Genomic DNA, 25,548 nt, shown 5'->3' on the forward strand with positions numbered 1-25,548 from the left:
CTCTTCGGCAGTACCTTTTCCGTAGGTCACCGGAGGGCCGGTTCGCACAAAATTTGTTTCACCCGACGGTTACGAGTAGACTTCGTGCCCTTGTATGAAATCGGAGAAAGTAACATGAGCGAGACGGCAACCTGGCAGCCGAGCGCGTCCATTCCAAACCTGTTGAAACGCGCGGCGATAATGGCGGAAATTCGCCGTTTCTTTAGCGATCGCGGCGTGCTGGAGGTGGAGACGCCTTGCATGAGTCAGGCAACGGTGACGGATATTCACATGTTTCCGTTCCAGACCCGTTTCGTCGGCCCTGGCTATTCGCAGGGGATGGATCTCTATCTTATGACCAGCCCGGAATACCATATGAAGCGCCTGCTGGCCGCGGGCTGTGGCCCGGTGTTCCAGCTGTGTCGTAGCTTCCGCAATGAAGAGATGGGGCGTCACCACAATCCGGAATTCACCATGCTGGAGTGGTATCGTCCGTGCTATGACATGTATCGGCTGATTAACGAAGTCGATGACTTGCTTCAGCAGGTGCTGGAGTGCCAGCCGGCGGAAAGCCTCTCTTATCAGCAGGCGTTCCTGCGTCATCTTGAGCTTGATCCGCTGTCGGCCGATAAGACGCAGCTGCGTGAAGCGGCGGCGAAGCTCGATCTGAGCAATATTGCCGATACGGAAGAAGACCGGGATACCTTGCTGCAGCTGCTGTTTACCATGGGCGTCGAGCCGCATATTGGTAAAGATCGCCCGACCTTTGTCTATCACTTCCCGGCCAGTCAGGCGTCTCTGGCGCAAATCAGCACCGAAGATCACCGCGTGGCGGAGCGCTTTGAGGTCTATTACAAAGGCATTGAGCTGGCGAATGGTTTCCACGAACTGACCGACGCGCGTGAACAGCAGCAGCGTTTCGAGCAGGATAACCGCAAACGTGCGGCCCGCGGTCTGCCGCAGCAGCCTATCGATCGGAATCTGCTTGATGCGCTGGCCGCCGGACTGCCGGACTGTTCCGGCGTGGCGCTGGGGGTCGATCGCGTGGTGATGCTGGCGCTGGGCGCCGAAAGCATCAGCGAAGTGATTGCCTTTACCGTCGATCGCGCCTGATGCCCAGCCGCTTCCCTTACCGAACGGGCTAAGGGAAGCGCGGGACAGGCTAACGGATATCGCGCCGTCTAGGCGCGATGGGTGTTACAGGCTCCCCGCCGTGCGGCTGGATTTCCCGGCTGACGTCAGCGCCCGGCTGCTTTTTCTGCCATCAATACTTTCCAGACGCATCTGGAACGGCGGGAACGGCATATCGATACCGTGTTCACGATAGCCGGCCAGAATCAGCTGGTGGAGCTCGTGACGCAGCGGCATACGATGCCCCATCTCGGCGGCGTAGATACGCAGCTCGAAAATCTGAATCCCCTGCTGCAGGTCGACGAGGAACGCTTCCGGCGCCGGCGTATCGATCACCAGCGAACAGCGGTGGGCGGCGGCGATCAGGATCTGCGTGACCTCTTCGGTGTTGGCATCCGCTGGCGCCGGGATGGTTAACACCACGCGGGTGACCGAGTCAGAGAGCGACCAGTTGATAAACTGCTCGGTGATGAAGGCCTTGTTAGGCACGATAATCTCTTTACGGTCCCAGTCGCTGATGGTGGTGGCGCGGGTATTGATGCGGGTGACGCTGCCGGTCAGATCGCGGATCGTGACCGTATCGCCAATACGTATCGGTTTTTCAAACAGGATGATCAGGCCGGAGATAAAGTTGGCGAAGATCTCCTGGAGACCAAAGCCCAGCCCTACGCCGAGGGCGGCGACCAGCCACTGCAGCTTGGCCCATTCAATCCCAATCATCGAGAAGCCCATCAGGCCGCCAATCAGCATCAGCAGATATTTGGTGATGGTGGTGATGGCATACCCGGTTCCCGGGGTGAGATCGAGGTGTTGCAGAATCGCCAGCTCCAGCAGCGCCGGTAAGTTTCGCACCAGCTGGGTGGTGATAATCAGCACCAGAATGGCAATCAGCACGGCGCCGAGGGTAATCGGCTCCAGACTTTCAACGCCCTGCACCGTCGAGGTGACATCCCACAACGAGATATTTTCGAGGAAGCCGAAGGCGGAGTGAATTTCTGACCACAGGACGATCACCGAGACCAGCGCGATCAACATCAGCAGCGAACGGACCAGACGCAGGGACTGCGTACTGATCGCATCGAGATCGATTTCACTCACTTCGTTCTCCGCGGAACCCTCAGGGCTGCTGGAATGGGCGACGTCATCTTCCCCGCGAGCACGCTGAGCGAGAATTTCCGCCCGTCGATGTTTCGCGCGATCGAAGGCCAGCCGGCGGCGCTGAATCAGCATCCAGCGGCGAATGATGTGGTAGACCACCAGCAGCAGGAACCAGATAGCAACGGAGGTTTCCAGCCTTGCCAGCAGCGCCTGGGCGGTGGCCAGATAACCGATCGCCGCCGCCAGCATGGCGATTAACGGCGCGCCGAGCAGCAGGTTCCACAGCATGCGGTTAACCATGTTATCGCCGTTCCCGGCTTTATCGAGATAAAGCGGGATCCCGGCATGCTTCAGGCTCAGGGTGACCAGCGCCAGCGCCCCGCAAATCAGCAGGAAGCAGAGGCGGCCGAGCGAAGCGGAAAACTCCCGGTCGTTAAGATTATCAAACATGATCAGCGCGATAATCAGCGGCACGATCAGGCCGATGCTCATCAGGTAGTAGCGCATGGCTTTGCTGACGCGACTGCGCGGCCAGCCGAAGTGCGCGATAAACAGGCCGTTCGGACGCGCAAAGGTGGCGCAAATCATCACCACCCACAGCAGCGGCACCGTGGCGGTGACGCTTTCGCCGATCGCCACCGCCAGCGGATAGGGCCATGCCGATTGCAGGCCGTAGCCCAGTGTCATCCACAGCACGGGGAGGGGAGAGGCCACCAGAATCGACCAGAACACCGTACGCAGAGTGAGCCAGAAATGATCCTGCGTGACTTTGCCGACGCGGGCGCTGGAGCGTTCGAGGAAGCGGGTAAAGTGGCGGCGCGAACTGATGCTGAAGCCGACCAGGATCAGCGCGCCAAACAGCGGCAGCAGCGTCTCCTTGCTGGTTAACATCATGGCGCTGGCTTTGCCAAGCTGGCTGACGGTATCGAGAGAGACCAGGCGGCGCAGGTCGTGGACGATTTCCAGCGGCCACGAAAAACCGATTGGGCTGACGTCCGACGTCCAGAACAGATAGCGGTGCGTTGCTTCGTTGATCTCTTTCAGCGCATCTTCCAGCTGACCGTTGGAGACCTTCAGCTTGGTCAGCTCCAGTATCAGCGTATCGCCGCCCTGGAGCAGCGAATTGAGCAACTCGGTTTGCGTGCGCAGCTGCGCTTCCAGAATGCGGCTTTGTTCACTGGTGAGCGGCTCGCCGTCCGCCTGGCGAATCAGACGCAGCTGCGGCTGGCTGCCGAGCAGATCCTCATAATGCAGACGCTGCACCCGGAGCTGCGCCATCTCGGTATCCAGCTGCTGCGGCTTCGGCGTTTCAGGCAGACGAGCTACCTGGGCGCGCAGGGCTTCGCCCAGCAGGTTGGAGGAGCCCAGCCACTGCGACTGTTCGCGCAGGGTATTCAGCGCCTGGCGCACCTGCAGCGTCTGGTTGGCCGCCTGACGCTGCTGCGAGGCCACCAGATCCATACGCTGGGCCTGCTGGTTCAGCGCCTGTGACAGCTCACGGTTGACTTTAAACTGGGCCACGAGCTCCGGCGGCAGGTTTTCACTGTTCTCTGCCAGCAGCTCGGTGCTTTCCAGCGCTTTTTCCGCTTCACGTTGACGCTGGCTATTGAGCTGATTGCGCAGCGCCTGCAGATAGCCGTCGAGCAGCTTGCCCTGCTTCTGCGCCAGATCGCCGCGCATCCGCGACAGCTCCTGACGATTGTTCGCCGAGAGCTGTGCCAGATCCAGTTCGTTCACCAGCGCTTTCAGGCGCGCAGATTCCGCCTGCAGACCAAGATTCTGCGCCTGTGCCAGCGGCGTATTGCTGGTTTGCGTGCCGACGCGGCGCTCAACTTCATTGAGCTGGCGACGCGCGTCGCTCTGCTGCTGCGGAAGCTGGTTAAGCGAATCGGCGATATCGCGGGCGCGTTCCTGCTCCTGCTGGGCCTGGCGGCTGGCTTCGAGCAGCTGACTGCTGACCTGCAGGATTTCCTGGTTCAGCGCATCCGTGGAGAGGTTGGTTGAGACCTGGCGCGGCTCATCGGGCAGATTGCCGATCTGCGAACGCAGCGTCTGGAAAAGTTTGGGGAAATTATCGATAACCTGCTGGTACTGGCGCGCGCGCTCAAGGGAGGCGCTGCGTTCCTCGAGCGCGTTCAGTGCAGATTGTAAGGCTTCAACGGTACCAGGCTGAGCGGGTTTTGCCGCCTTCGCCTGTTCCAGTTCCTGAGCGATCTGTTTCGCATCGGGGGCTGTCGCTGCGTACGCCCCCAGACTGAGGCTCCAGGCCAGCAGGAAAATATATATCAGGCGCACGGCATAACCCTTTTTTGTCAGGAATTAACCTTCGTCTTGCGTCGCGTCGCTCAGTGGGCTGACGCCATCTGCGGTCGCGGACATGGTCTCTACGGCAGTTGCCAGCGGCTGGCCGAGTTGGGTGGCGGAGAGGCTTTTCAGCTGTTCAACCAGCTTCACTTTGCCCGGGGCAAACAGGTTGATTACCGTCGAACCGAGCTTAAAGCGGCCCATCTCCTGGCCTTTCAGCAGCGCGACGGAACCTTCGCTGTCGCCCGCCGGCCAGGTCCAGCGTTTGATAACGCCTTCACGCGGCGGGGTCACGGTACCGGACCACACGGTTTCAATGCTGCCAACAATCGTCGCCCCCACCAGAATTTGCGCCATCGGGCCAAATTCAGTATCAAACAGGCAGATAACGCGCTCGTTACGGGCAAACAGATTCGGAACGTTCTGTGCGGTCAGGTGGTTAACGGAGAACAGATCCCCCGGGACGTAGATCATTTCACGCAGGATACCGTTGCACGGCATGTGGACGCGGTGATAGTCACGCGGCGACAGGTAGGTGGTGGCGAAGGTACCGTTGCGGAACAGATCGGCCATCTGGTAGTTCCCTGCCAGCAGCGCTTCCAGGGTGTAGTTGTGGCCTTTGGCCTGCAAAATTTTGTCATCTTCGATGGCGCCCAGCTGGCTGATGACGCCATCGGCAGGCATGACCAGCACGTTAGGATCGGTGTTCAGCGGACGGGCGTCTTCGCGCAGCGGGCGCACGAAGAAATCGTTAAAGGTGCGGTAGCTGGCGGTATCAGGCTTTTGCGCCTCTTTCATATCGACCTTGTAGCATTTCACGAACAGATCGATGACCAGCTTTGTCAGCCAACCCGCTCGTTTGCTCGCACCCCAGCCTGCGAGGCGGGTGAGCCACAGTTTAGGCAGAATGTATTGCAGTGAAAGTTTAAGATCGTTTAACAAGGTAGCCTCCAGGCCATGATTTGTCGTTCCTGACCCCGTCAACGTGCGGGGTCCTGAAAAAAGGGGACGATTCTAACGATGCTCAGCTTAAATGTCAGTCATCGGATGATGAAAAGCTTTTACGCGTTTTTACCTGTACCTGAGTCATGCTTTCCAGAATGCGGTGATAGTTTTCAAAACGGCTCCCGGCGATGTGGCCATTTTCTACCGCTTCACGAATGGCGCAGCCCGGATCGGTATCGTGCTTGCAGTCGCGATATTTACAACGGCCTAAATAATCATGGAATTCGACAAAGCCGTGGGTAATTTGTTCCGCCTCCAGGTGCCACAGGCCGAATTCGCGAACGCCGGGGGAGTCAATGACATCGCCGCCGTGCGGGAAGTGATAGAGGCGCGCGGCGGTGGTGGTGTGCTGGCCAAGTCCTGAGTTGTCAGAGACGTCATTGGTCAGGATCTGATCTTCATGCAGACCCAGCAGCGCATTCAGCAGGCTGGATTTGCCTACCCCGGACTGCCCGGCAAAGATACTGATGCGGTCTGTGAGCGCTTCCTCAAGCGGCTTGAGGCCATCCTGAGTACGACTGGAAACCATCAGCACGCGATAGCCGATGCCGCGGTAGATATCCATCTGCTCGTTAACGAAGGCCATGCCGTCGGCATCCAGCAGATCGGTCTTATTGAGCACAATCAGCGGTTCAACGTCCAGCGTCTCACAGGCGACCAGATAGCGGTCGATAATGTTCAGGGACAGCTCGGGCAGGATCGCGGAAACAATGACGATTTGATCGATATTGGCGGCGATGGGTTTGACGCCATCGTAAAAGTCCGGACGGGTCAGGACGGAGGTTCGGTCGTGTACCGCCTCCACAATCCCCTTCACATTGACGCCGTCGGCGGCATCTTTACCTGGTCTCCAGACGACGCGATCGCCGGTCACCAGCGAACGGATTGTGCGGCGAATATTGCAGCGGTGAACGCTACCGTCGGCGGATTCGACATCGGCATGCATGCCAAAGCGGCTGATGACGATCCCTTCGGAGGTTTCACCAAACAGGTTGTCATCGTAATCGGCCTTCTCCGAAGTCGTTTTCAGGCGGCGCTGGTGGTTGGCCTTCACGCGGCGCTGTTGGCCTTTGGAGAGTTTATTTTTACTCAATCGGACTGGCTCCTGGTCGCCCTAAGTGGGCAAAACCTCTATGATACACGCTATCTAAGATGAATATCGACCCGTCATCTTGCAAGATGCTGGTACGTTGCTTTGCCTGCATCCTGAAGTTTTACGGGCCAGAATTGTAAAATTATGGGTGGAAAATAGCATGAGTGCAGATGAAAACAACCTGATTTGGATCGATCTCGAAATGACCGGGCTGGATCCTGAGCGCGATCGCATTATTGAAATCGCCACTCTGGTGACCGATGCGCACCTGAATATTCTGGCGGAAGGGCCGACGATTGCGGTTCACCAGTCCGACGCGCAGCTGGCGCTGATGGATGAGTGGAACGTGCGCACGCATACCGGGAGCGGGCTGGTCGAACGCGTTAAGGCCAGCACCCTGGGCGATCGCGAAGCGGAACTGGCGACCCTCGACTTTCTTAAACAGTGGGTGCCGGCGGGCAAATCGCCTATCTGCGGCAACAGCATTGGTCAGGATCGCCGCTTCCTGTTCAAATATATGCCTGAGCTGGAAGCTTATTTCCACTACCGCTACCTCGACGTTAGCACGCTGAAAGAGCTGGCGCGCCGCTGGAAGCCGGAAATCCTTGATGGTTTTAAAAAGCAGGGCACCCATCAGGCGATGGATGATATCCGCGAGTCGGTAGCGGAACTGGCTTACTATCGCGAGAACTTTATCAAGTTGTAATACCAGCGCCGGGGTCAGATGGCCCCGGCGTTGCTCTCTTATTTAAACCACTTCTGTTCCATCGCCTGGAAGTCAGGCGACGCCTTAACCACCTCCAGCGCAGCATTCATGGCATTGAGCAGCTCCGGATCGTCTTTACGTAGCGCAATGGCATATTGCTTGCCGTAATATTTCGGGTCGGTCGCTCGTTCATCCATCATGGCGTAGTCAGGATTCTCCTGCAGCCACGGGTCGAGGGTGGTCTGGTCACCCATTACCGCATTCACGCTCCCCTCTTTCAGCGCGGCCAGTGCACTGGCCTCATTGTCATACTCGATGACGTTGACCCCTTTTTGTTTATCGTGCAGATAGTGCTGATGGACGGTGCCTTTAACGACGCCGAGCTTCTTGCCCTTCAGATCGGCGAAGCGGTGGGCGGCCCCTTTTTCCGTCACGACCACGCCGGAGAGCGTCTGACGATAGGGCTGGGTAAAGGCGACCTGCTTTTCGCGCATGGGGATGACTTCAATGCCGGCAATGATGGCATCGAATTTTTTAAAGCGCAGCGCGGGAATCAGCGTATTGAAGTCCTGCGGGGTAAATTTGCATTCGGCCTGCATCTGTTTACACAGCGCTTTGGCCAGATCGATATCAAACCCTGAGGGCTGGTTTTTCGCATTCACGGTTTCAAAGGGCGGATTGGCCGTCGTGGTGCCGAAATGCAGCGTCGTCGCAGATGCTGTCCCTGCAGCAAGCAGCGTGGTCAGCAGCAGGACGGAAAGCGCTCTTGTCATCTGAATTTCCCTGTTTGTCATGGTTGTTGACCGTTAGCGGGTATCGCGACCCGGAAATCTGAGCGATTTTGCGCCTTTAGCACGGCTGGAAAAAGTTATTTTGCCTTGCCCGATGCTTATTTGTACAATTTGGCGGTGTGTCTGGCGATAAAATGTCCATTCAGACAAAAAACGCAAAAAAGTGTTCGCAGGGGGGTTGCAGGTAAATCGAATTCTCGTATAATGCGCCTCCCGTGACGAAGCAGAAATGCACATCACGGCGCCGTAGAAATATGGCAAGAAGTATGCGGGAATAGCTCAGTTGGTAGAGCACGACCTTGCCAAGGTCGGGGTCGCGAGTTCGAGTCTCGTTTCCCGCTCCAAAATTTGAAAGCACCATACCCAAGCGGGAATAGCTCAGTTGGTAGAGCACGACCTTGCCAAGGTCGGGGTCGCGAGTTCGAGTCTCGTTTCCCGCTCCAAAATTTGAAAGTCACCATACCCAAGCGGGAATAGCTCAGTTGGTAGAGCACGACCTTGCCAAGGTCGGGGTCGCGAGTTCGAGTCTCGTTTCCCGCTCCAAAATTTCTTCTCATCTCCAGTTTATCCACAGTGCAAAATCGCACCGGGGATGCTTTCCGCTGTCGTAAGAAAAATACTGTAAACAGAGTTATCCACAGGTTAAACTCTTTCCGCCTGACGTTGAAAAACTTCACTTGTTGAATGATATCAATCTATCTATTTGATATTTAACAAATAAATTTCATTTCAAAGTGTTAATTCGATCACTTGACGAACGTCTGCGTGTTGAAACGCAATGTATTTTTGTTTTTATTCACAGCCTGTGAATGAATCAGGCATCCCTCGGCAACCCTTTCTCAATCACCCGGACCAGACGCTGTTTCTTCGGCAACTGCACTTCAACCACGTTGGCATTGCGCTTGTCGATTTGCTGCGCCACCGCCCACTCAATGTGTTCATCGAGTAGTGGGTGCTCACCTCGGCGACTTTCCAGCGCCGTCAGATGCGCTTCATCCCACGGCGCATTGCCCAATGCAACGGCAATATTCCGTAGCCAGCGCAGATGACCGATGCGGCGAATGGCAGAACCCTCCGTCACCTTGAGAAAATGGGCTTCGCTCCACGCAAACAGCTCTACCAGCGGCGGCGCATGCAGCGCTTTACGCGGGCTGAAATCCGCTTCGTCCGTTAACTGCGAGAAGCGGTTCCACGGGCAAATCAACTGACAGTCATCGCAGCCGTAAATGCGGTTGCCGATCAGCGGGCGAAACTCCTCGGGAATGGCGCCTTCCAGCTCAATGGTCAGATAGGAGATACAGCGGCGGGCATCCACGGTATAGGGTTCGACAATCGCGCCGGTGGGGCAGATAGTCATGCAGGCCACGCAACGGCCGCACTCTTCCGTCACCGGACTGTCGATGGGGAGCGGAATATCAACGAGCAGTTCGCCGAGGAAAAAGAACGATCCGGCATCGCGGTTGAGAATCAGCGAGTGCTTGCCGGTCCAGCCAAGTCCGGCTTTTTCCGCCAAAGGGCGCTCCAGAATGGGCGCAGAATCGACAAACGGTCTAAAATTGAGCGAAGCACACTGTTCCTGAATCATCTCTCCGAGTTTTTTCAGGCGGTTACGCAACAGTTTATGATAATCACGCCCAAGGGCATAACGGCTGACGTAACCCAGCGTGGGATCTTTCAGGGTGCGGGCAAAAGCGGCGTTGGCGGGAAGATAGTTCATCCGCACGCTGATCACGCGTAACGTACCGGGCTGAAGCTCATGGGGACGGGCGCGCATCATTCCGTGACGCGCCATCCATTCCATCTCGCCGTGGTATTGTTTATCCAGCCATGCCTGCAGTTTAGGTTCGCTGGCGCTGAGATCGGTATCGGTAATCCCGACCTGCTGGAACCCCAGTTCAGTGCCCCATTGCTTGATTTGCTGCGCTAACTTATTGAGATCGAGGGGCTGAGACATGATGGACCATACGATGACGAAAAACCCTGTGAGTATACCACACTTCATCTGGCCTGCAGATGCGCTGCGGCGCGCGGAAAAAGCGGCGGCGGACAGTCTGGGCCTGACGCTGTTTGAGCTGATGATACGGGCCGGGGAAGCGGCTTTTCAGCGGGCGCGAGCCGACTACCCTGCCAGCAAGCACTGGCTGATCCTCTGCGGTCATGGCAATAACGGTGGTGATGGCTACGTGGTGGCGCGCCTGGCGCAGGCCGACGGCATCGCCGTCACGCTGCTGGCACTCGAGAGCGAGAAAGCGCTGCCGGAAGAAGCCAGCGCCGCGCGTGATGCGTGGTTGAACGCCGGTGGAACCATTCACGCCGCAGATATCCCCTGGCCACAGGATATTTCTCTCATTATCGACGGGCTTCTTGGCACCGGGCTGCATAGCGCTCCGCGGGAGAACATCGCGACCTTAATCCAGCGTGCGAATGCGCATCCTGCGCCGGTTGTGGCGCTGGATATTCCCTCGGGACTCAATGCGCAAACCGGGAGCACCCCTGGGGCGGTGATAGATGCGGCCTGCACGATCACGTTTATTGGCCTCAAGCCCGGGCTGCTGACGGGCAAAGCCCGGGATGTGGTTGGCCGCCTGTACTACCACGCGCTGGGACTCGAAAGTTGGTTGGCTGCGCAGACGGTGCCGCTGCGGCGTTTCGATGCGTCACAGCTGGCCGACTGGCTCCCTCCAAGACGTCCGACATCGCATAAAGGCGATCACGGTAAGCTGGTGATTATTGGTGGCGATCGCGGTACCGCTGGCGCTATCCGCATGGCCGGTGAAGCGGCGTTACGGGCGGGGGCGGGTTTGGTGCGAGTGCTCACTCACAAAGAAAACATTGCCCCTATCGTCGCCGCCAGGCCTGAATTAATGGTCCACGAGCTGACGACGCAGAGTGTTGATGACAGCCTGCAGTGGGCCGATGTGGTGGCGATTGGCCCCGGCCTTGGACAAAACGAATGGGGAGCCCAGGCGCTGCGTCAGGTATGGGATTGCCGCAAGCCGATGGTATGGGATGCGGATGCGTTGAACCTGCTGGCAATCAATCCCGATAAACGTCACAATCGTGTGCTGACGCCGCACCCCGGTGAAGCCGCCCGTCTGCTGAACTGTAACGTGGCAGAAATTGAAAGCGATCGCTTACTTTCTGCGCAACGTCTGGTAAAACGTTACGGAGGCGTGGTCGTGCTGAAAGGCGCGGGCACGGTGGTGGCCAGCGAAGCAGGCGAGATGGGCATTATCGATGCCGGCAATGCCGGGATGGCCAGCGGCGGAATGGGCGATGTGCTGACCGGTATTATCGCCGCACTGTCAGGACAACGGCTGACGCCGTATGATGCTGCCTGCGCCGGCTGCGTGGCGCATGGCGAAGCCGCTGACCGACTGGCTGCCCGCTATGGCAGCCGCGGGATGCTGGCGACCGATCTCTTTTCCACGCTCAGGCGTGTTGTTAACCCGGATGTGATTGACCTGAACCATGATGAACCGAGTGATTCCTTTAGCCGATGAGCAGGCAACTTTAGACCTTGGTGACCGTATTGCGCAGGCCTGTACTGGCGCGACGGTCATCTATCTGTATGGCGATTTAGGGGCGGGGAAAACGACCTTCAGCCGCGGCTTTTTACACGCGCTCGGCCATCGCGGGAATGTCAAAAGCCCGACCTATACGCTGGTGGAGCCCTATACGCTCGATCATCTGATGGTGTACCACTTTGACCTGTATCGTCTGGCGGACCCTGAAGAGCTCGAGTTTATGGGGATCCGTGATTATTTTGCTAATGATGCCATCTGCCTGGTGGAGTGGCCTCAACAAGGTGCGGGTGTATTGCCTGAGCCGGATGTCGAAATCCATCTTGCATATCAGGCACAAGGGCGTGAGGCGCGCGTTACGGCGGTCTCTGCATTGGGTGAGTCTATATTGACGCGTTTAGCCTGAAGGATAACGGGATGATCTATCGCATAACCAGTTGGCTGGCCGCGACGCTGATGCTGTTTAGCATTCAGGCCACTGCGGCAAGTTTATCCGATATCCAGGTTGCAAATGGAGATCAGCAGGCCCGTATTACGATTAGCTTTATCGGCGATCCCGAATATTCGTTCACTCCACAGGGCAAGCGTACCGTGGCGCTGGATATTAAGCAGAGCGGCGCGCTTCAGGGGCTACCGCTGCTGTTCAGCGGCAACAATCTGGTGAAAAGCATTCGGGCGGGAACGCCGCAGGATACCCAGACTCTGCGACTGCTGGTGGATCTGACGGAAGATGGTAAAACGCGCGCGGTGAAGCAGCAAAATGGCTCAAACTACACCGTGGTTTTCACCATTAACGCCGATGCTCCGCCTCCGCCGCCTCCACCACCGCCGCCGGTGGTAGCCAAACGGGTAGAAGCCCCTGTCGTGCAGCCTGTACGCCCGGCTGAGCCCGCACGGAATCCGTTCAAATCGTCCGGTAGCGAACGACAAACGGCGATGACCAGCAGCCAGAGCGTGACGCGCCCGGTAAGCCGTGCGGTGGCGTCGGATGATAAGGTGATTATCGCCATTGATGCCGGTCACGGTGGACAGGATCCTGGCGCGATTGGACCGAACGGCACCAAAGAGAAGAATGTCACGATTGCCATCGCTCGCAAACTGCGCGCGCTGTTAAATGCCGATCCGCTATTCAAGCCAGTGTTGACCCGCGATGGGGATTACTTTATTTCGGTGATGGGGCGTTCGGACGTGGCGCGTAAGCAGAATGCTAACTTCCTGGTGTCCATTCACGCCGATGCGGCACCGAATCGCGATGCCACCGGCGCGTCGGTATGGGTGCTGTCCAACCGTCGTGCGAACAGTGAGATGGCGGGCTGGCTCGAGCAGCATGAGAAGCAGTCTGAACTGCTGGGCGGCGCGGGCGATGTGCTGGCGAACAGCCAGTCGGACCCTTACCTGAGCCAGGCGGTTCTGGATTTACAGTTCGGTCATTCACAGCGCGTTGGCTATGATGTGGCGACAAACGTATTGAGCCAGCTGCAGCGGGTGGGCGATCTGCACAAACGCCGCCCTGAGCATGCCAGCCTTGGCGTATTGCGCTCGCCGGATATTCCGTCGATCCTGGTGGAAACCGGCTTCATCAGCAACACCGGAGAAGAGCGCCTGTTAGGCAGCGACAATTATCAGCAGCAGATTGCCGAAGCCATTTATAACGGCCTGCGTAACTACTTTATGCAACATCCGCTTCAGTCGGCACCGCGCGGAGAGACCGCCCAAACCGCCAGCGCCACTTCGCCTGGCAGGACGTTGATCAATTAAGGAGTCAGTCATGCCGATTCAGGTTCTACCGCCGCAGCTCGCCAACCAGATTGCCGCAGGTGAGGTGGTGGAACGTCCGGCGTCGGTGGTGAAGGAGCTGGTAGAAAACAGTCTCGACGCTGGCGCGACGCGAATTGATATTGATATCGAGCGCGGCGGCGCAAAGCTTATCCGCATTCGCGATAACGGCTGCGGGATCAAAAAGGACGAGCTGGCGCTGGCGCTGGCCCGTCATGCCACCAGTAAAATTGCCACGCTCGACGACCTGGAAGCGATTATCAGCCTCGGTTTTCGCGGCGAGGCGCTGGCCAGTATCAGCTCGGTTGCCCGACTGACGCTGACTTCCCGCACTGCGGAACAGCAGGAGGCCTGGCAGGCCTACGCCGAGGGGCGCGATCAGGAGGTGACCGTCAAACCGGCGGCGCATCCGGTTGGGACCACGCTGGAAGTGCTGGATCTGTTTTACAACACCCCGGCGCGGCGCAAGTTTATGCGTACCGAAAAGACCGAGTTTGGCCACATCGATGAAATCGTCAGACGCATTGCGCTGGCGCGTTTTGACGTCACCATTAACCTCAGCCATAACGGCAAAGCGGTGCGTCAGTATCGTGCGGTGCCTGAGGGCGGTCAGCGCGAACGGCGGCTGGGCGCGATCTGCGGCATGCCGTTTCTCGAACATGCCCTGGCGCTCGAGTGGCAGCATGGCGATCTGACCCTGCGCGGCTGGGTGGCCGACCCTTTACATACCAACCCGACGCTGGCGGAAATTCAGTATTGCTACGTCAATGGTCGCATGATGCGCGATCGTTTAATTAATCATGCGATTCGTCAGGCCTGCGAAGATAAGCTGGGGGCCGACCAGCAGCCGGCATTTGTGCTTTATCTGGAGATCGATCCGCACCAGGTGGATGTCAACGTCCACCCGGCGAAGCATGAAGTCCGTTTCCACCAGTCGCGTCTGGTGCATGACTTTATCTATCAGGGCGTATTGAGCGTGCTCCAGCAGCAGCTTAACGCCCCGCTGGCAGAAGAACACGAAGCTGAGCCGCTGCGCCCGACGGTTCCGGAAAACCGGGTGGCGGCGGGCGGCAACCACTTTGCCCAGCCGGCGGCGGTTCGTGAGCCCGCGGCACCGCGCTATAGTAGCGAGGCGCCGCGCCCGTCTCCGGGAGCTGCTGCGGGCGCGGCCAGCTGGCCGCATGCGCAGCCCGGCTATCAGAAACAGCAGGGGGCGCTCTATCGCCAGCTGCTGGAAACACCGGCGGTGGAACGCAAAAGCAGCGCACCGGCACCTGCAGCGGAGGGGCTATCCGGGCACAGCCAAAGCTTTGGCCGCGTACTGACTATCGTTGCTGGTGATTGCGCGCTGCTGGAGCGAGACGGCAAGCTGGCGCTGCTGTCGTTGCCGGTTGCCGAACGCTGGCTGCGGCAGGCGCAGCTGACGCCGGAGGTGGAGCCGGTGTGCGCTCAGCCGCTGCTGATCCCGCTGCGGCTGAAAGCGTCCGCTGCGGAGAAAGCGGCGCTGGATAAAGCGCAGTCGGCGCTGGCGTTACTGGGTATCGATCTGCAGTCTGACGCGCAACATTTAACGGTTCGCGCCGTGCCTTTACCCTTAAGACAACAAAATTTACAAATCTTGATTCCTGAACTGATAGGCTACCTGGCGCAGCAAAAGGCATTCGACGTCGGCAACATCGCGCAGTGGATCGCGCGTAATCTGGCGAGCGAACATGCGCAGTGGAATATGGCGCAGGCGATTACCGTGCTGGCCGACGTTGAACGTTTGTGCCCGCAGCTGGTAAAAGCCCCGCCGGGTGGTCTGTTACAACCTGTTGATTTACATTCGGCGATGACTGCCCTGAAAGATGAGTGATACCACCACGGCGAGCCTGCCTAAGGCAATATTTTTAATGGGCCCGACGGCCTCCGGTAAAACCGCCCTGGCGATTGCTTTGCGTAAAATTTTACCGGTAGAGTTGATTAGTGTTGATTCCGCCCTTATCTATCGAGGAATGGATATTGGCACTGCCAAGCCAGATGCCGCGGAGCTGAGCGCTGCGCCGCATCGGCTGCTGGACATTCGCGATCCGGCAGAGGCTTATTCCGCGGCGGATTTTCGCCGCGATGCGCTGGCTGAAATGGCGGAGATCGTCGCAGCCGGGCGTATTCCGCTACTGGTTGGCGGAACGATGTTGTATTTCAAAGCGTTGCTGGAAGGATTGTCGCCGTTACCGTCGGCGGATCCACAGGTCAGGGCTAAAATTGAGCAGCAGGCAGCAGAGCAGGGGTGGCACGCATTGCACCGGCAGCTACAGGAGATCGATCCCGTTGCCGCCGCGCGTATTCATCCAAATGATCCGCAAAGACTTTCCCGGGCACTGGAAGTTTTTTTCATTTCGGGTAAAACTTTAACGGAACTGACGCAAACGTCAGGAGACGCTCTGCCGTACCAGGTGCATCAGTTCGCCATCGCCCCGGCGAGCCGTGAACTGCTCCATCAACGCATAGAGCAGCGTTTTCATCAGATGTTGGCTTCGGGTTTTGAAGCAGAAGTACGGGCGCTTTTTGCCCGCGGAGATTTGCATACGGATATGCCTTCCATTCGTTGTGTCGGATACCGCCAGATGTGGTCATATCTTGATGGCGAGATCCCGTATGATGAAATGGTTTATCGAGGTGTTTGCGCCACGAGACAGTTAGCGAAACGTCAGATTACCTGGTTACGCGGCTGGGAAGATATTCACTGGTTAGATAGTGAACATCCTGAACAGGCGCTCAACAAAGTATTACAGGTAGTTGGTGCGAGCCAGGACTGAACGTGTACAATTAAACGGTATCGTGCGTAATTTTTTTTAAGAATCGTAAGGTTCTGAGTACAAAACAAGCATACATATAAGGAAAAGAGAGAATGGCTAAGGGGCAATCTTTACAAGATCCGTTCCTGAACGCTTTGCGTCGGGAACGCGTTCCGGTTTCTATTTATTTGGTGAATGGTATTAAGCTGCAAGGGCAAATTGAGTCTTTCGATCAGTTCGTGATCCTGTTGAAAAACACGGTCAGCCAGATGGTCTACAAGCACGCAATTTCTACTGTTGTCCCGTCTCGCCCGGTGTCTCACCACAGCAATAATGCTGGCGGCGGTACAAGCAACTATCACCACGGTGGTAGCGCGCAGGGTTCATCTGCGCCGCAGCAAGACAGCGAAGACACCGAATAAGGTTGATGCTGTTTTTCCATGCCGGGGAGCCAGGTTTATTCGATGCGTTTCAGGTTGCAGAAAGGCGGCGCGTAGTGACTCCCCAGCCATTTGCGTAAGTAAATGACTGGGGTGAATAACAAATTTGCCAGGGGCAGATTTGAACGACGCGTGTGGCGGCCCGGCCAGAGTCGGGCAAGAAAGCCAACGTCCATGCGGCCTGAAAGACAACGGGTAACTGTGTTCCCCGCTGGTATTTTATAAGGGGTTTACGCTTGTTTGACCGTTATGATGCCGGTGAGCAGGCGGTGCTGGTACACATCTATTTTTCGCAAGACAAAGATATGGAAGACCTTCAGGAGTTTGAATCCCTGGTCTCCTCTGCCGGTGTCGAAGCAATGCAGGTGATTACCGGTAGCCGTAAAGCACCGCACCCAAAATATTTTGTTGGTGAAGGTAAGGCTGTCGAAATTGCGGAAGCCGTAAAAGCGACCGGCGCGTCAGTCGTGCTGTTCGATCATGCCCTGAGCCCGGCTCAGGAACGAAATCTGGAGCGCTTATGCGAATGCCGGGTTATCGATCGCACAGGTCTTATCTTAGATATTTTTGCCCAGCGCGCGCGTACCCATGAAGGGAAACTGCAGGTTGAGCTGGCACAGCTGCGCCATATGGCCACGCGCCTGGTTCGCGGCTGGACCCACCTTGAAAGACAGAAAGGCGGGATTGGTTTGCGCGGCCCGGGTGAAACCCAGCTCGAAACTGACCGTCGACTCCTGCGCAATCGGATCATGCAGATCCTGTCGCGGCTGGAGAAAGTGTCAAAACAGCGTGAGCAAGGACGGCGGTCACGAGCCAAAGCCGATATTCCAACCGTCTCGCTGGTGGGATACACCAACGCCGGAAAATCAACGCTGTTCAACCAGATAACGGAAGCCGAGGTCTACGCTGCGAACCAGCTGTTCGCGACGCTGGATCCGACGCTGCGCCGCATTGATGTTACCGATGTGGGCGAGACCGTGCTGGCGGATACCGTTGGCTTTATTCGTCATCTGCCGCACGATCTGGTCGCGGCGTTTAAAGCCACTTTGCAGGAGACGCGTCAGGCGACGCTGCTGCTGCACGTGATTGATGCAGCCGATGTTCGGGTGCAGGAAAACATTGATGCAGTAAATACGGTCCTGGCGGAAATTGAGGCCGATGAGATCCCGATGCTGCTGGTGATGAACAAAATCGACATGCTGGATGATTTTGAACCGCGTATCGATAGAGATGAAGAGAATAAACCGATTCGGGTCTGGCTCTCCGCCCAGACCGGGGTTGGCGTACCACTGCTTTTTCAGGCTTTGACGGAACGGCTTTCCGGTGAAGTAGCGCAGCACACGTTGCGTCTACCGCCACAGGAAGGGCGACTGAGAAGTCGGTTCTATCAGCTTCAGGCGATAGAAAAAGAGTGGCTGGAGGATGACGGCAGCGTGGGTCTGCAGGTGCGCATGCCGATCGTTGACTGGCGTCGCCTCTGTAAACAAGAGCCAGCGCTGGTTGATTACGTGATTTGACCTTGCAGCTTGCCTGAAGATATTAACCCCTGTGGGGATATCAAAAACAAATATGGAGCATATACATGGCGTGGAATCAGCCCGGTAATAACGGACAGGACCGCGACCCGTGGGGGAGCAGCAATAACCAAGGCGGCAACTCCGGGGGAAATGGCAATAAAGGTGGTCGCGAGCAGGGGCCGCCCGATCTGGATGATATCTTCCGCAAGTTAAGTAAAAAACTTGGCGGTCTCGGTGGCGGTAAAGGGGGCCAGGGGAGCGGTAGCAGCTCTCAGGGACCACGCGGCCCGATGGGCGGACGCATTGTCGGCATCGTGGCGGCGGCTGCGGTTATTATCTGGGCTGCCAGCGGTTTCTATACCATCAAGGAAGCTGAACGTGGTGTGGTCACTCGCTTTGGTAAATTCAGCCATCTGGTTGAGCCAGGTCTTAACTGGAAGCCAACCTTTATCGATAACGTTCAGGCCGTTAACGTTGAGTCGGTACGTGAACTGGCGGCTTCTGGCGTCATGCTGACGTCCGATGAAAACGTCGTGCGCGTTGAGATGAACGTCCAGTATCGTGTGACCGATCCTGAGCGCTACCTGTTTAGCGTGGCCAGCGCGGACGATAGCCTGCGTCAGGCAACCGACAGCGCCCTGCGTGGCGTAATCGGCAAGTACACCATGGACCGCATTTTGACCGAAGGTCGTACCGTTATTCGTAGCGATACCCAGCGTGAGCTGGAAGAGACGATTCGCCCGTACAACATGGGGATCACCCTGCTGGACGTCAACTTCCAGACGGCACGTCCGCCGGAAGAAGTGAAGGCGGCATTTGATGATGCGATTGCGGCGCGTGAGAACGAGCAGCAATACATCCGTGAAGCCGAAGCTTATACCAACGAAGTTCAGCCGCGAGCCAATGGTCAGGCGCAGCGTATCCTTGAAGAGGCGCGTGCGTACAAAACTCAGACCGTTCTCGAAGCACAGGGTGAAGTTGCGCGCTTTGCGAAGATCCTGCCTGAGTATAAAGCTGCGCCGGAAATCACCCGTGAACGTCTGTATATCGAAAGCATGGAAAAAGTGCTGAGCCATACCCGTAAAGTGCTGGTGAACGATAAGGGCGGCAACCTGATGGTTCTGCCTCTGGACCAGATGCTGAAAGGCGCCGGTGCTCCGGCGGCAAAGAGCGGTAGCAGTGGCGCGAGCGATCTGCTGCGTCTGCCGCCTGCATCCAGCTCAAGCAGTGCCAGCACCACGCCGACCACCACGGACGGCAACATTATGGACCAACGCCGCGCTAACGCGCAGCGTAACGACTACCAGCGTCAGGGGGAATAACGATGCGTAAATCTGTTATTGCGATAATTGTCATCGTGCTGGTAGTGCTTTACATGTCGATCTTTGTCGTCAAAGAAGGCGAGCGTGGGATTACGCTGCGCTTTGGTAAAGTTCTCCGCGATAGTGAAAACAAACCGCTGGTCTATTCTCCGGGTCTGCACTTCAAGCTCCCGTTTATTGAATCAGTGAAAATGCTGGATGCGCGCATTCAGACCATGGACAACCAGGCCGATCGCTTTGTTACCAAAGAGAAGAAAGACCTGATCGTTGACTCCTACATCAAATGGCGTATCAGCGACTTCAGCCGCTACTACCTGGCAACCGGCGGCGGCGACGTCTCCCAGGCCGAAGTGCTGCTGAAGCGTAAGTTCTCTGACCGTCTGCGTTCCGAAATTGGTCGCCTGGACGTGAAGGATATCGTCACCGATTCCCGCGGTCGTCTGACGCTGGAAGTGCGTGATGCGTTGAACTCCGGTTCAGCGGGTACAGAAGATGAAGTCAGTACGCCGGCGGCCGACGATGCTATCGCTAAAGCGGCAGAGCGCGTATCGGCAGAAACCAACGGTAAGGTGCCGGTTATTAACCCGAACAGTATGGCGGCGCTGGGTATTGAAGTTGTCGACGTACGTATCAAGCAGATCAACCTGCCGGCTGAAGTGTCCGAAGCGATTTACAACCGTATGCGCGCCGAGCGTGAAGCGGTAGCGCGTCGTCATCGTTCACAGGGCCAGGAAGAGGCTGAGAAGCTGCGCGCAACGGCGGACTATGAAGTCACCAAGACGCTGGCTGAAGCGGAACGTCAGGGCCGTATCATGCGTGGTGAAGGTGATGCGGATGCCGCGAAGCTGTTTGCCGATGCATTTAGCCAGGATCCGGGCTTCTATGCCTTTATCCGTAGCCTGCGCGCCTATGAGAATAGCTTCCAGAGCAATCAGGACGTGATGGTTCTCAGCCCGGACAGCGATTTCTTCCGCTATATGAAATCGCCGGACTCAGTTCGCAAGTAAGTGATATTGTGAGTAAAAAGGCGCCTTGAGAAAGGCGCCTTTTTTATAGGTGCAGTTTTATAAATAACTTTTAACACAATAAGTTATGGGCATTTTTGTGCGATACCAGTTCATAATGAACGTGAAATACCGGACAATGCCGCAAAAGGTCTGTTTCCGCATTGCTCTCCCGTCAATGCCTCTTGTGGGCGGGGACGAGCTTTCTTTCTAAGGGTCAATAATGAACGCAACAATCTGGCTGGCACTGGCGCTGGTTTTAGTACTCGAAGGGCTCGGGCCACTGCTTTATCCGCGCGCCTGGCGTCGGATGGTCGCGACAATGAGCCAGCTGCCGGATAATTTATTACGCCGTTTTGGCGGTGGTCTTGTGGTTGCCGGGTTTGTCATCTACTACATGTTGACGAAATCGCTGGCTTGATCAAAAAGTGGTCAGACTTGCCTGGAATTGCCTGCAAAAAGTGCTGTAACTCTGAAAAAGCGATGGTAGAATCCATTTTTAAGCAAACGGTGATTTTGAAAAATGGGTAACAACGTCGTCGTACTGGGCACCCAATGGGGTGACGAAGGTAAAGGGAAGATCGTCGATCTCCTGACTGAACGGGCTAAATATGTTGTGCGCTACCAGGGTGGCCACAACGCAGGCCATACTCTCGTAATCAACGGTGAAAAAACCGTCCTCCATCTTATTCCATCAGGTATTCTTCGCGAGAATGTCACCAGCATCATCGGTAACGGTGTCGTGCTGTCTCCGGCTGCGCTGATGAAAGAGATGAAAGGTCTGGAAGACCGTGGTATCCCTGTTCGTGAGCGTCTGCTGCTGTCCGAAGCCTGTCCGCTTATCCTCGATTATCATGTCGCGCTGGACGTTGCGCGTGAGAAAGCACGTGGTGCGAAAGCTATCGGTACCACCGGTCGCGGCATCGGCCCGGCTTACGAAGATAAAGTCGCACGCCGCGGTCTGCGCGTTGGTGACCTGTTTGATAAAGCAACCTTCGCTGTCAAACTGAAAGAAGTGATGGAATATCACAACTTCCAGCTGGTGAACTTCTACAAAGCAGAAGCGGTTGACTATCAGAAAGTGCTGGATGATGTCATGGCGATTGCCGACATTCTGACGGCGATGGTTGTCGATGTTTCCGATCTGCTGGACCAGGCGCGTAAGCGCGGCGACTTCGTGATGTTCGAAGGCGCGCAGGGGACTCTGCTGGATATCGACCACGGTACCTATCCGTACGTGACTTCGTCTAACACCACCGCAGGTGGCGTGGCGACCGGTTCCGGCCTGGGTCCGCGTTACGTGGATTACGTTCTGGGAATCATCAAAGCCTACTCGACTCGCGTCGGCGCAGGTCCGTTCCCGACTGAGCTGTTTGATGATATCGGCGAGTTCCTGTGCAAGCAGGGTAACGAGTTCGGCGCCACTACCGGCCGTCGTCGTCGTACCGGCTGGCTGGATATCGTTGCGATCCGTCGCGCGGTGCAGATCAACTCCCTGTCTGGCTTCTGCCTGACCAAGCTGGACGTTCTGGACGGCTTGAAAGAAGTGAAGCTCTGCGTTGCCTATCGTCTGCCGGACGGCCGCGAAGTGACGACCACTCCGCTGGCTGCTGACAACTGGGAAGGCATTGAGCCGATTTATGAAACCATGCCGGGCTGGTCTGAAACCACCTTCGGTGTGAAAACGCGCAGCGGTCTGCCGCAGGCAGCGCTGAACTATATCGCGCGCATTGAAGAGCTGACCGGCGTGCCGGTTGATATCATCTCTACCGGTCCCGACCGTTCTGAGACGATGATTCTGCGCGACCCGTTTGACGCATAATCATCTCCTGGGGCGCCGCTAAGGCGCCCCTTGTTTTTGCTGTTCACCCGCCCCATTTCAAATAAATTAGCGGCCTGAGCGCTGGCTGGTTTATCATCAATACAGTATCAATACGGTCTTACCCGAGGATTAATACACACCAGCTTTCAGGATGCGGCCGATCGCACAACGCAGCAGTGACCTGAATGATGAGTGTATGCCGCTTTCCCCCTTACCCTGAGGTTGATGTGCAGTTAACGAGTTTCACGGATTACGGATTACGGGCGCTGATTTATATGGCCTCGTTGCCGGAAGGAAGAATGACGAGTATCTCCGAAGTGACGGAGGTTTACGGCGTTTCCCGTAATCATATGGTAAAAATAATCAATCAGTTAAGTCGTGCTGGCTATGTAATGGCCGTGCGGGGTAAGAACGGGGGGATTCGCCTGGGTAAGCCGGCGAAAACCATTCGGGTTGGCGATGTCGTCCGCGATCTGGAACCGCTGTCGCTGGTCAACTGCAGCAGCGAATTTTGCCATATTACCCCCGCCTGTCGCCTGAAAAAGGCGCTGGCTGAAGCTGCGCAAAGTTTTCTCAAGGAACTAGATAACTACACGCTGGCTGATTTGGTTGAAGAAAATCAACCGCTTTATAAATTATTACTGGTGGAGTGACATAAACTCTCATCAGAGATGACAACGGAGGAACCGACATGTCACAAGATCCTTTCCAGGAACGCGAAGCTGAAAAGTATGCGAATCCAATCCCAAGCCGGGAATTTATCCTCGATCATTTAGCAAAACGTGAAAAACCGGCCAGTCGCGACGAGCTGGCGACAGAACTGAATATCGAAGGAGAAGAACAACTCGAGGGGCTGCGACGCCGCCTGCGCGCCATGGAGCGTGACGGGCAGCTGGTCTTTACCCGCCGCCAGTGCTACGCATTGCCTGAGCGTCTCGACCTGCTCAAAGGCACCGTTATCGGCCACCGCGACGGCTATGGCTTCCTGCGCGTCGAAGGGCGTAAAGATGACCTTTATCTCTCTTCCGAGCAGATGAAAATGTGCATCCATGGCGATCAGATCCTTGCGCAGCCGCTGGGCGCGGACCGTAAAGGCCGCCGCGAAGCGCGCGTAGTGCGCATTCTGGTGCCAAAAACCAGCCAGATTGTCGGCCGCTATTTCACCGACGCCGGCGTGGGCTTTGTCGTACCGGATGACAGCCGTCTGAGCTTTGACATCCTGATCCCGCCGGAAGAGGTGATGGGCGCGCGCATGGGCTTCGTGGTGGTCGTGGAGCTGACCCAGCGTCCGACCCGACGTACTAAAGCGATCGGTAAAATCGTCGAAGTGCTGGGGGATAATATGGGCACCGGCATGGCGGTTGACATGGCGCTGCGTACCCATGAAATCCCTTACACCTGGCCGCCGGCGGTAGAGAAACAGGTTTCGGTGCTGAAAGAGCAGGTGCCGGAAGAGGCGAAAGCGGGCCGCGTGGATTTACGCGACCTGCCGCTGGTGACTATCGATGGCGAAGATGCCCGCGACTTTGATGACGCCGTTTACTGCGAGAAAAAACGCGGCGGCGGCTGGCGCCTGTGGGTGGCGATTGCCGACGTCAGCTACTATGTGCGTCCCGGGACACCGCTGGACGCTGAAGCACGCAGCCGCGGGACCTCGGTCTACTTCCCGTCCCAGGTCGTACCGATGCTGCCGGAAGTGCTCTCCAACGGCTTATGTTCCCTGAACCCGCAGGTCGATCGCCTGTGCATGGTCTGCGAGATGACCATTTCGTCCAAGGGACGCCTGACCGGCTACAAGTTCTATGAAGCGGTGATGAGCTCACACGCGCGCCTGACCTACACCAAGGTGTGGCATATGCTGCAGGGTGACCAGGAGCTGCGTGAGCACTATGCGCCGCTGGTGAAACATATCGAAGAGCTGCATGCGCTTTATAAAGTGCTGGATAGCGCCCGTGAAGAACGCGGCGGGATCTCCTTCGAGAGCGAAGAAGCGAAGTTTATCTTTAACGCTGAACGCCGCATTGAGCGCATTGAGCAGACGCAGCGTAACGATGCGCACAAACTGATCGAAGAGTGCATGATTCTGGCGAACATCTCCGCCGCACGCTTTGTTGAGAAGGCGCTGGAGCCGGCGCTGTTCCGTATCCACGATAAGCCGAGCACTGAAGCGATTACCGCATTCCGTTCCGTACTGGCGGAGCTGGGGCTGGAGCTGCCTGGCGGCAATAAACCAGAGCCGCGTGATTACGCTGAGCTGCTGACCTCAATTGCCGATCGTCCGGATCATGAAATGCTGCAAACCATGCTGCTGCGTTCGATGAAGCAGGCGATATACGACCCGGAGAACCGCGGCCACTTTGGCCTGGCGCTGCAGTCCTACGCGCACTTCACTTCACCGATTCGTCGTTACCCGGACCTGTCGTTGCACCGTGCTATTAAGTATCTGCTGGCGAAAGAGCAGGGCCATAAAGGCAACAGCACCGAAACCGGCGGCTGGCACTACAGCATGGATGAGATGCTGCAGCTGGGCGCGCACTGTTCGATGACCGAACGGCGTGCCGATGAAGCCACCCGCGAAGTTTCTGACTGGCTGAAGTGTGACTTTATGCTCGATCAGGTGGGTAACGTCTTTAAAGGGGTGATTGCCAGCGTTACCGGTTTTGGTTTCTTCGTGCGTCTGGATGAGCTGTTTATCGATGGTCTGGTGCACGTCTCCTCGCTGGATAACGACTACTATCGTTTCGATCAGGTCGGGCAGCGTCTGATCGGTGAATCCGGCGGCCAGACGTATCGTCTGGGCGATCGCGTGGAAGTCCGCGTCGAAGCGGTCAACATGGACGAACGTAAAATCGACTTCTCGCTGATCTCCAGCGAGCGTGGACCGCGCAACGTCGGCAAGACCGCCCGGGAGAAGACGAAGAAGGCCAATGGTGCCAGCAATAATGCAGGCAAACCGTCCGGCCGTCGCCGTCAGGCGGGCAAGCAGGTGAACTTCGAGCCAGACAGCGCTTTCCGTGGTGATAAGGGCAAACCGAAACCGGCGAAAGCGAAGAAAGAGAAGGGCGCGAAAAAGCCGTCGGCCAAGACGCAAAAAATAGCGGCGGCGACGAAGGCGAAGCGCGCGGCGAAGAAAAAAGTCGCGGAGTAAGCGCCTCCGGCCCCTCAATCATTTGGGTAGCAGGGGAAACGCGCATCGTAGCGTACCGGCAACCCGAAGTATGACGGATAAATAACCCCTTCCAGCCGGAGGGGGTTATTC

20 protein-coding genes and 3 tRNA genes are annotated in these 25,548 nt (G+C 56.9%); 18 read left to right on the forward strand and 5 right to left on the reverse strand.

Annotated elements, in window-relative coordinates; genetic code table 11:
* Window positions 1–114 precede the first annotated feature (114 nt).
* Window positions 115–1,092 carry an elongation factor P--(R)-beta-lysine ligase gene (epmA, locus tag BV390_RS11730; protein ID WP_032689847.1) on the forward strand — a complete coding sequence of 326 codons (978 nt, stop codon included), beginning with the start codon at window positions 115–117 and terminating at the stop codon, window positions 1,090–1,092.
* A gap of 84 nt (window positions 1,093–1,176) precedes the next feature.
* Here epmA and mscM read toward each other — a convergent pair whose 3' ends face one another.
* The 3 genes from mscM to rsgA form a co-directional block, all read right to left on the reverse strand.
* Complete coding sequence (gene mscM, locus BV390_RS11735) at window positions 1,177–4,503, reverse strand: miniconductance mechanosensitive channel MscM (protein ID WP_032689845.1); 3,327 nt, start codon at window positions 4,501–4,503, stop codon at window positions 1,177–1,179.
* Between the two features lie 24 nt (window positions 4,504–4,527).
* Window positions 4,528–5,454 carry an archaetidylserine decarboxylase gene (gene asd / locus BV390_RS11740; protein ID WP_032689844.1) on the reverse strand — a complete coding sequence of 309 codons (927 nt, stop codon included), beginning with the start codon at window positions 5,452–5,454 and terminating at the stop codon, window positions 4,528–4,530.
* Window positions 5,455–5,548: 94 nt separating this feature from the next.
* On the reverse strand, window positions 5,549–6,610 hold the full coding sequence (gene rsgA / locus BV390_RS11745) for a small ribosomal subunit biogenesis GTPase RsgA (protein WP_032697143.1): 1,062 nt from the start codon (window positions 6,608–6,610) through the stop codon (window positions 5,549–5,551).
* A gap of 160 nt (window positions 6,611–6,770) precedes the next feature.
* Here rsgA and orn point away from each other — a divergent pair, with 160 nt between their 5' ends.
* Window positions 6,771–7,316, forward strand: coding sequence for an oligoribonuclease (gene orn / locus BV390_RS11750; RefSeq protein ID WP_032697144.1), 546 nt, complete (start codon window positions 6,771–6,773; stop codon window positions 7,314–7,316).
* Between the two features lie 38 nt (window positions 7,317–7,354).
* On the opposite strand, the gene BV390_RS11755 is transcribed toward orn, so the two are convergent.
* Window positions 7,355–8,089: an arginine ABC transporter substrate-binding protein gene (locus BV390_RS11755; RefSeq protein WP_032697145.1), complete on the reverse strand. Its 735-nt coding sequence runs from the start codon at window positions 8,087–8,089 to the stop codon at window positions 7,355–7,357.
* A 286-nt stretch (window positions 8,090–8,375) separates the two neighbouring features.
* Here BV390_RS11755 and BV390_RS11760 point away from each other — a divergent pair.
* From BV390_RS11760 to BV390_RS11770, 3 genes are all read left to right on the forward strand, one after another.
* A tRNA-Gly gene (locus tag BV390_RS11760) sits at window positions 8,376–8,451 on the forward strand.
* Window positions 8,452–8,474: 23 nt separating this feature from the next.
* Window positions 8,475–8,550 (forward strand) — tRNA-Gly (locus BV390_RS11765).
* 24 nt (window positions 8,551–8,574) lie between these two features.
* Window positions 8,575–8,650: transfer RNA gene (locus BV390_RS11770), tRNA-Gly, on the forward strand.
* Between the two features lie 271 nt (window positions 8,651–8,921).
* On the opposite strand, the gene queG is transcribed toward BV390_RS11770, so the two are convergent.
* On the reverse strand, window positions 8,922–10,061 hold the full coding sequence (queG, locus tag BV390_RS11775; protein WP_032697146.1) for a tRNA epoxyqueuosine(34) reductase QueG: 1,140 nt from the start codon (window positions 10,059–10,061) through the stop codon (window positions 8,922–8,924).
* 13 nt (window positions 10,062–10,074) lie between these two features.
* On the opposite strand from queG, the gene nnr reads away from it, so the two are divergent.
* The 13 genes from nnr to rnr all read left to right on the forward strand — a co-directional run bounded on the left by nnr (window position 10,075) and on the right by rnr (window position 25,437).
* Window positions 10,075–11,610, forward strand: coding sequence for a bifunctional ADP-dependent NAD(P)H-hydrate dehydratase/NAD(P)H-hydrate epimerase (gene nnr / locus BV390_RS11780; protein ID WP_162180054.1), 1,536 nt, complete (start codon window positions 10,075–10,077; stop codon window positions 11,608–11,610).
* A complete protein-coding gene (tsaE, locus tag BV390_RS11785) occupies window positions 11,579–12,037 on the forward strand; it encodes a tRNA (adenosine(37)-N6)-threonylcarbamoyltransferase complex ATPase subunit type 1 TsaE (RefSeq protein WP_032689837.1) in 459 nt (152 codons plus the stop codon). Before nnr ends, tsaE begins: the two co-directional genes overlap by 32 nt.
* A gap of 11 nt (window positions 12,038–12,048) precedes the next feature.
* Window positions 12,049–13,389 (forward strand): N-acetylmuramoyl-L-alanine amidase AmiB, encoded by a 1,341-nt coding sequence (gene amiB, locus BV390_RS11790; protein ID WP_032698337.1) that lies wholly within the window; start codon window positions 12,049–12,051, stop codon window positions 13,387–13,389.
* Between the two features lie 10 nt (window positions 13,390–13,399).
* Window positions 13,400–15,262 (forward strand): DNA mismatch repair endonuclease MutL, encoded by a 1,863-nt coding sequence (gene mutL / locus BV390_RS11795; RefSeq protein WP_085396955.1) that lies wholly within the window; start codon window positions 13,400–13,402, stop codon window positions 15,260–15,262.
* Window positions 15,255–16,205 (forward strand): tRNA (adenosine(37)-N6)-dimethylallyltransferase MiaA, encoded by a 951-nt coding sequence (miaA, locus tag BV390_RS11800; protein ID WP_032689833.1) that lies wholly within the window; start codon window positions 15,255–15,257, stop codon window positions 16,203–16,205. The genes mutL and miaA overlap by 8 nt, the downstream gene beginning before the upstream one ends.
* A gap of 92 nt (window positions 16,206–16,297) precedes the next feature.
* On the forward strand, window positions 16,298–16,606 hold the full coding sequence (gene hfq, locus BV390_RS11805) for an RNA chaperone Hfq (protein ID WP_004857035.1): 309 nt from the start codon (window positions 16,298–16,300) through the stop codon (window positions 16,604–16,606).
* Window positions 16,607–16,860: 254 nt separating this feature from the next.
* Window positions 16,861–18,141: a ribosome rescue GTPase HflX gene (gene hflX / locus BV390_RS11810; protein WP_004857038.1), complete on the forward strand. Its 1,281-nt coding sequence runs from the start codon at window positions 16,861–16,863 to the stop codon at window positions 18,139–18,141.
* A gap of 65 nt (window positions 18,142–18,206) precedes the next feature.
* Window positions 18,207–19,463 (forward strand): FtsH protease activity modulator HflK, encoded by a 1,257-nt coding sequence (hflK, locus tag BV390_RS11815; RefSeq protein WP_004857040.1) that lies wholly within the window; start codon window positions 18,207–18,209, stop codon window positions 19,461–19,463.
* Window positions 19,464–19,465: 2 nt separating this feature from the next.
* Window positions 19,466–20,470, forward strand: a complete 1,005-nt coding sequence (hflC, locus tag BV390_RS11820) for a protease modulator HflC (RefSeq protein WP_032689832.1) — start codon at window positions 19,466–19,468, stop codon at window positions 20,468–20,470.
* 220 nt (window positions 20,471–20,690) lie between these two features.
* Window positions 20,691–20,888 carry a DUF2065 domain-containing protein gene (locus BV390_RS11825; RefSeq protein ID WP_032689831.1) on the forward strand — a complete coding sequence of 66 codons (198 nt, stop codon included), beginning with the start codon at window positions 20,691–20,693 and terminating at the stop codon, window positions 20,886–20,888.
* Window positions 20,889–20,990: 102 nt separating this feature from the next.
* Window positions 20,991–22,289 (forward strand): adenylosuccinate synthase, encoded by a 1,299-nt coding sequence (locus BV390_RS11830; protein WP_004857049.1) that lies wholly within the window; start codon window positions 20,991–20,993, stop codon window positions 22,287–22,289.
* A gap of 227 nt (window positions 22,290–22,516) precedes the next feature.
* A complete protein-coding gene (gene nsrR, locus BV390_RS11835; protein WP_032689830.1) occupies window positions 22,517–22,942 on the forward strand; it encodes a nitric oxide-sensing transcriptional repressor NsrR in 426 nt (141 codons plus the stop codon).
* Window positions 22,943–22,980: 38 nt separating this feature from the next.
* On the forward strand, window positions 22,981–25,437 hold the full coding sequence (gene rnr, locus BV390_RS11840) for a ribonuclease R (protein ID WP_032689829.1): 2,457 nt from the start codon (window positions 22,981–22,983) through the stop codon (window positions 25,435–25,437).
* The last annotated feature ends 111 nt before the right edge of the window (window positions 25,438–25,548 follow it).

The organism is Klebsiella sp. YJ (genome assembly GCF_002108615.1).
Classification (GTDB): domain Bacteria; phylum Pseudomonadota; class Gammaproteobacteria; order Enterobacterales; family Enterobacteriaceae; genus Klebsiella; species Klebsiella planticola.

Coding starts and splice junctions, on each gene's coding strand:
- epmA (WP_032689847.1), top strand. CDS start 115: ATGAGCGAGACGGCAACCTGGCAGCCGAGCGCGTCCATTCCAAACCTG.
- orn (WP_032697144.1), top strand. CDS start 6,771: ATGAGTGCAGATGAAAACAACCTGATTTGGATCGATCTCGAAATGACC.
- BV390_RS11755 (WP_032697145.1), bottom strand. CDS start 8,089: ATGACAAGAGCGCTTTCCGTCCTGCTGCTGACCACGCTGCTTGCTGCA.
- queG (WP_032697146.1), bottom strand. CDS start 10,061: ATGTCTCAGCCCCTCGATCTCAATAAGTTAGCGCAGCAAATCAAGCAA.
- nnr (WP_162180054.1), top strand. CDS start 10,075: ATGACGAAAAACCCTGTGAGTATACCACACTTCATCTGGCCTGCAGAT.
- tsaE (WP_032689837.1), top strand. CDS start 11,579: ATGATGAACCGAGTGATTCCTTTAGCCGATGAGCAGGCAACTTTAGAC.
- amiB (WP_032698337.1), top strand. CDS start 12,049: ATGATCTATCGCATAACCAGTTGGCTGGCCGCGACGCTGATGCTGTTT.
- mutL (WP_085396955.1), top strand. CDS start 13,400: ATGCCGATTCAGGTTCTACCGCCGCAGCTCGCCAACCAGATTGCCGCA.
- miaA (WP_032689833.1), top strand. CDS start 15,255: ATGAGTGATACCACCACGGCGAGCCTGCCTAAGGCAATATTTTTAATG.
- hfq (WP_004857035.1), top strand. CDS start 16,298: ATGGCTAAGGGGCAATCTTTACAAGATCCGTTCCTGAACGCTTTGCGT.
- hflK (WP_004857040.1), top strand. CDS start 18,207: ATGGCGTGGAATCAGCCCGGTAATAACGGACAGGACCGCGACCCGTGG.
- hflC (WP_032689832.1), top strand. CDS start 19,466: ATGCGTAAATCTGTTATTGCGATAATTGTCATCGTGCTGGTAGTGCTT.
- BV390_RS11825 (WP_032689831.1), top strand. CDS start 20,691: ATGAACGCAACAATCTGGCTGGCACTGGCGCTGGTTTTAGTACTCGAA.
- BV390_RS11830 (WP_004857049.1), top strand. CDS start 20,991: ATGGGTAACAACGTCGTCGTACTGGGCACCCAATGGGGTGACGAAGGT.
- rnr (WP_032689829.1), top strand. CDS start 22,981: ATGTCACAAGATCCTTTCCAGGAACGCGAAGCTGAAAAGTATGCGAAT.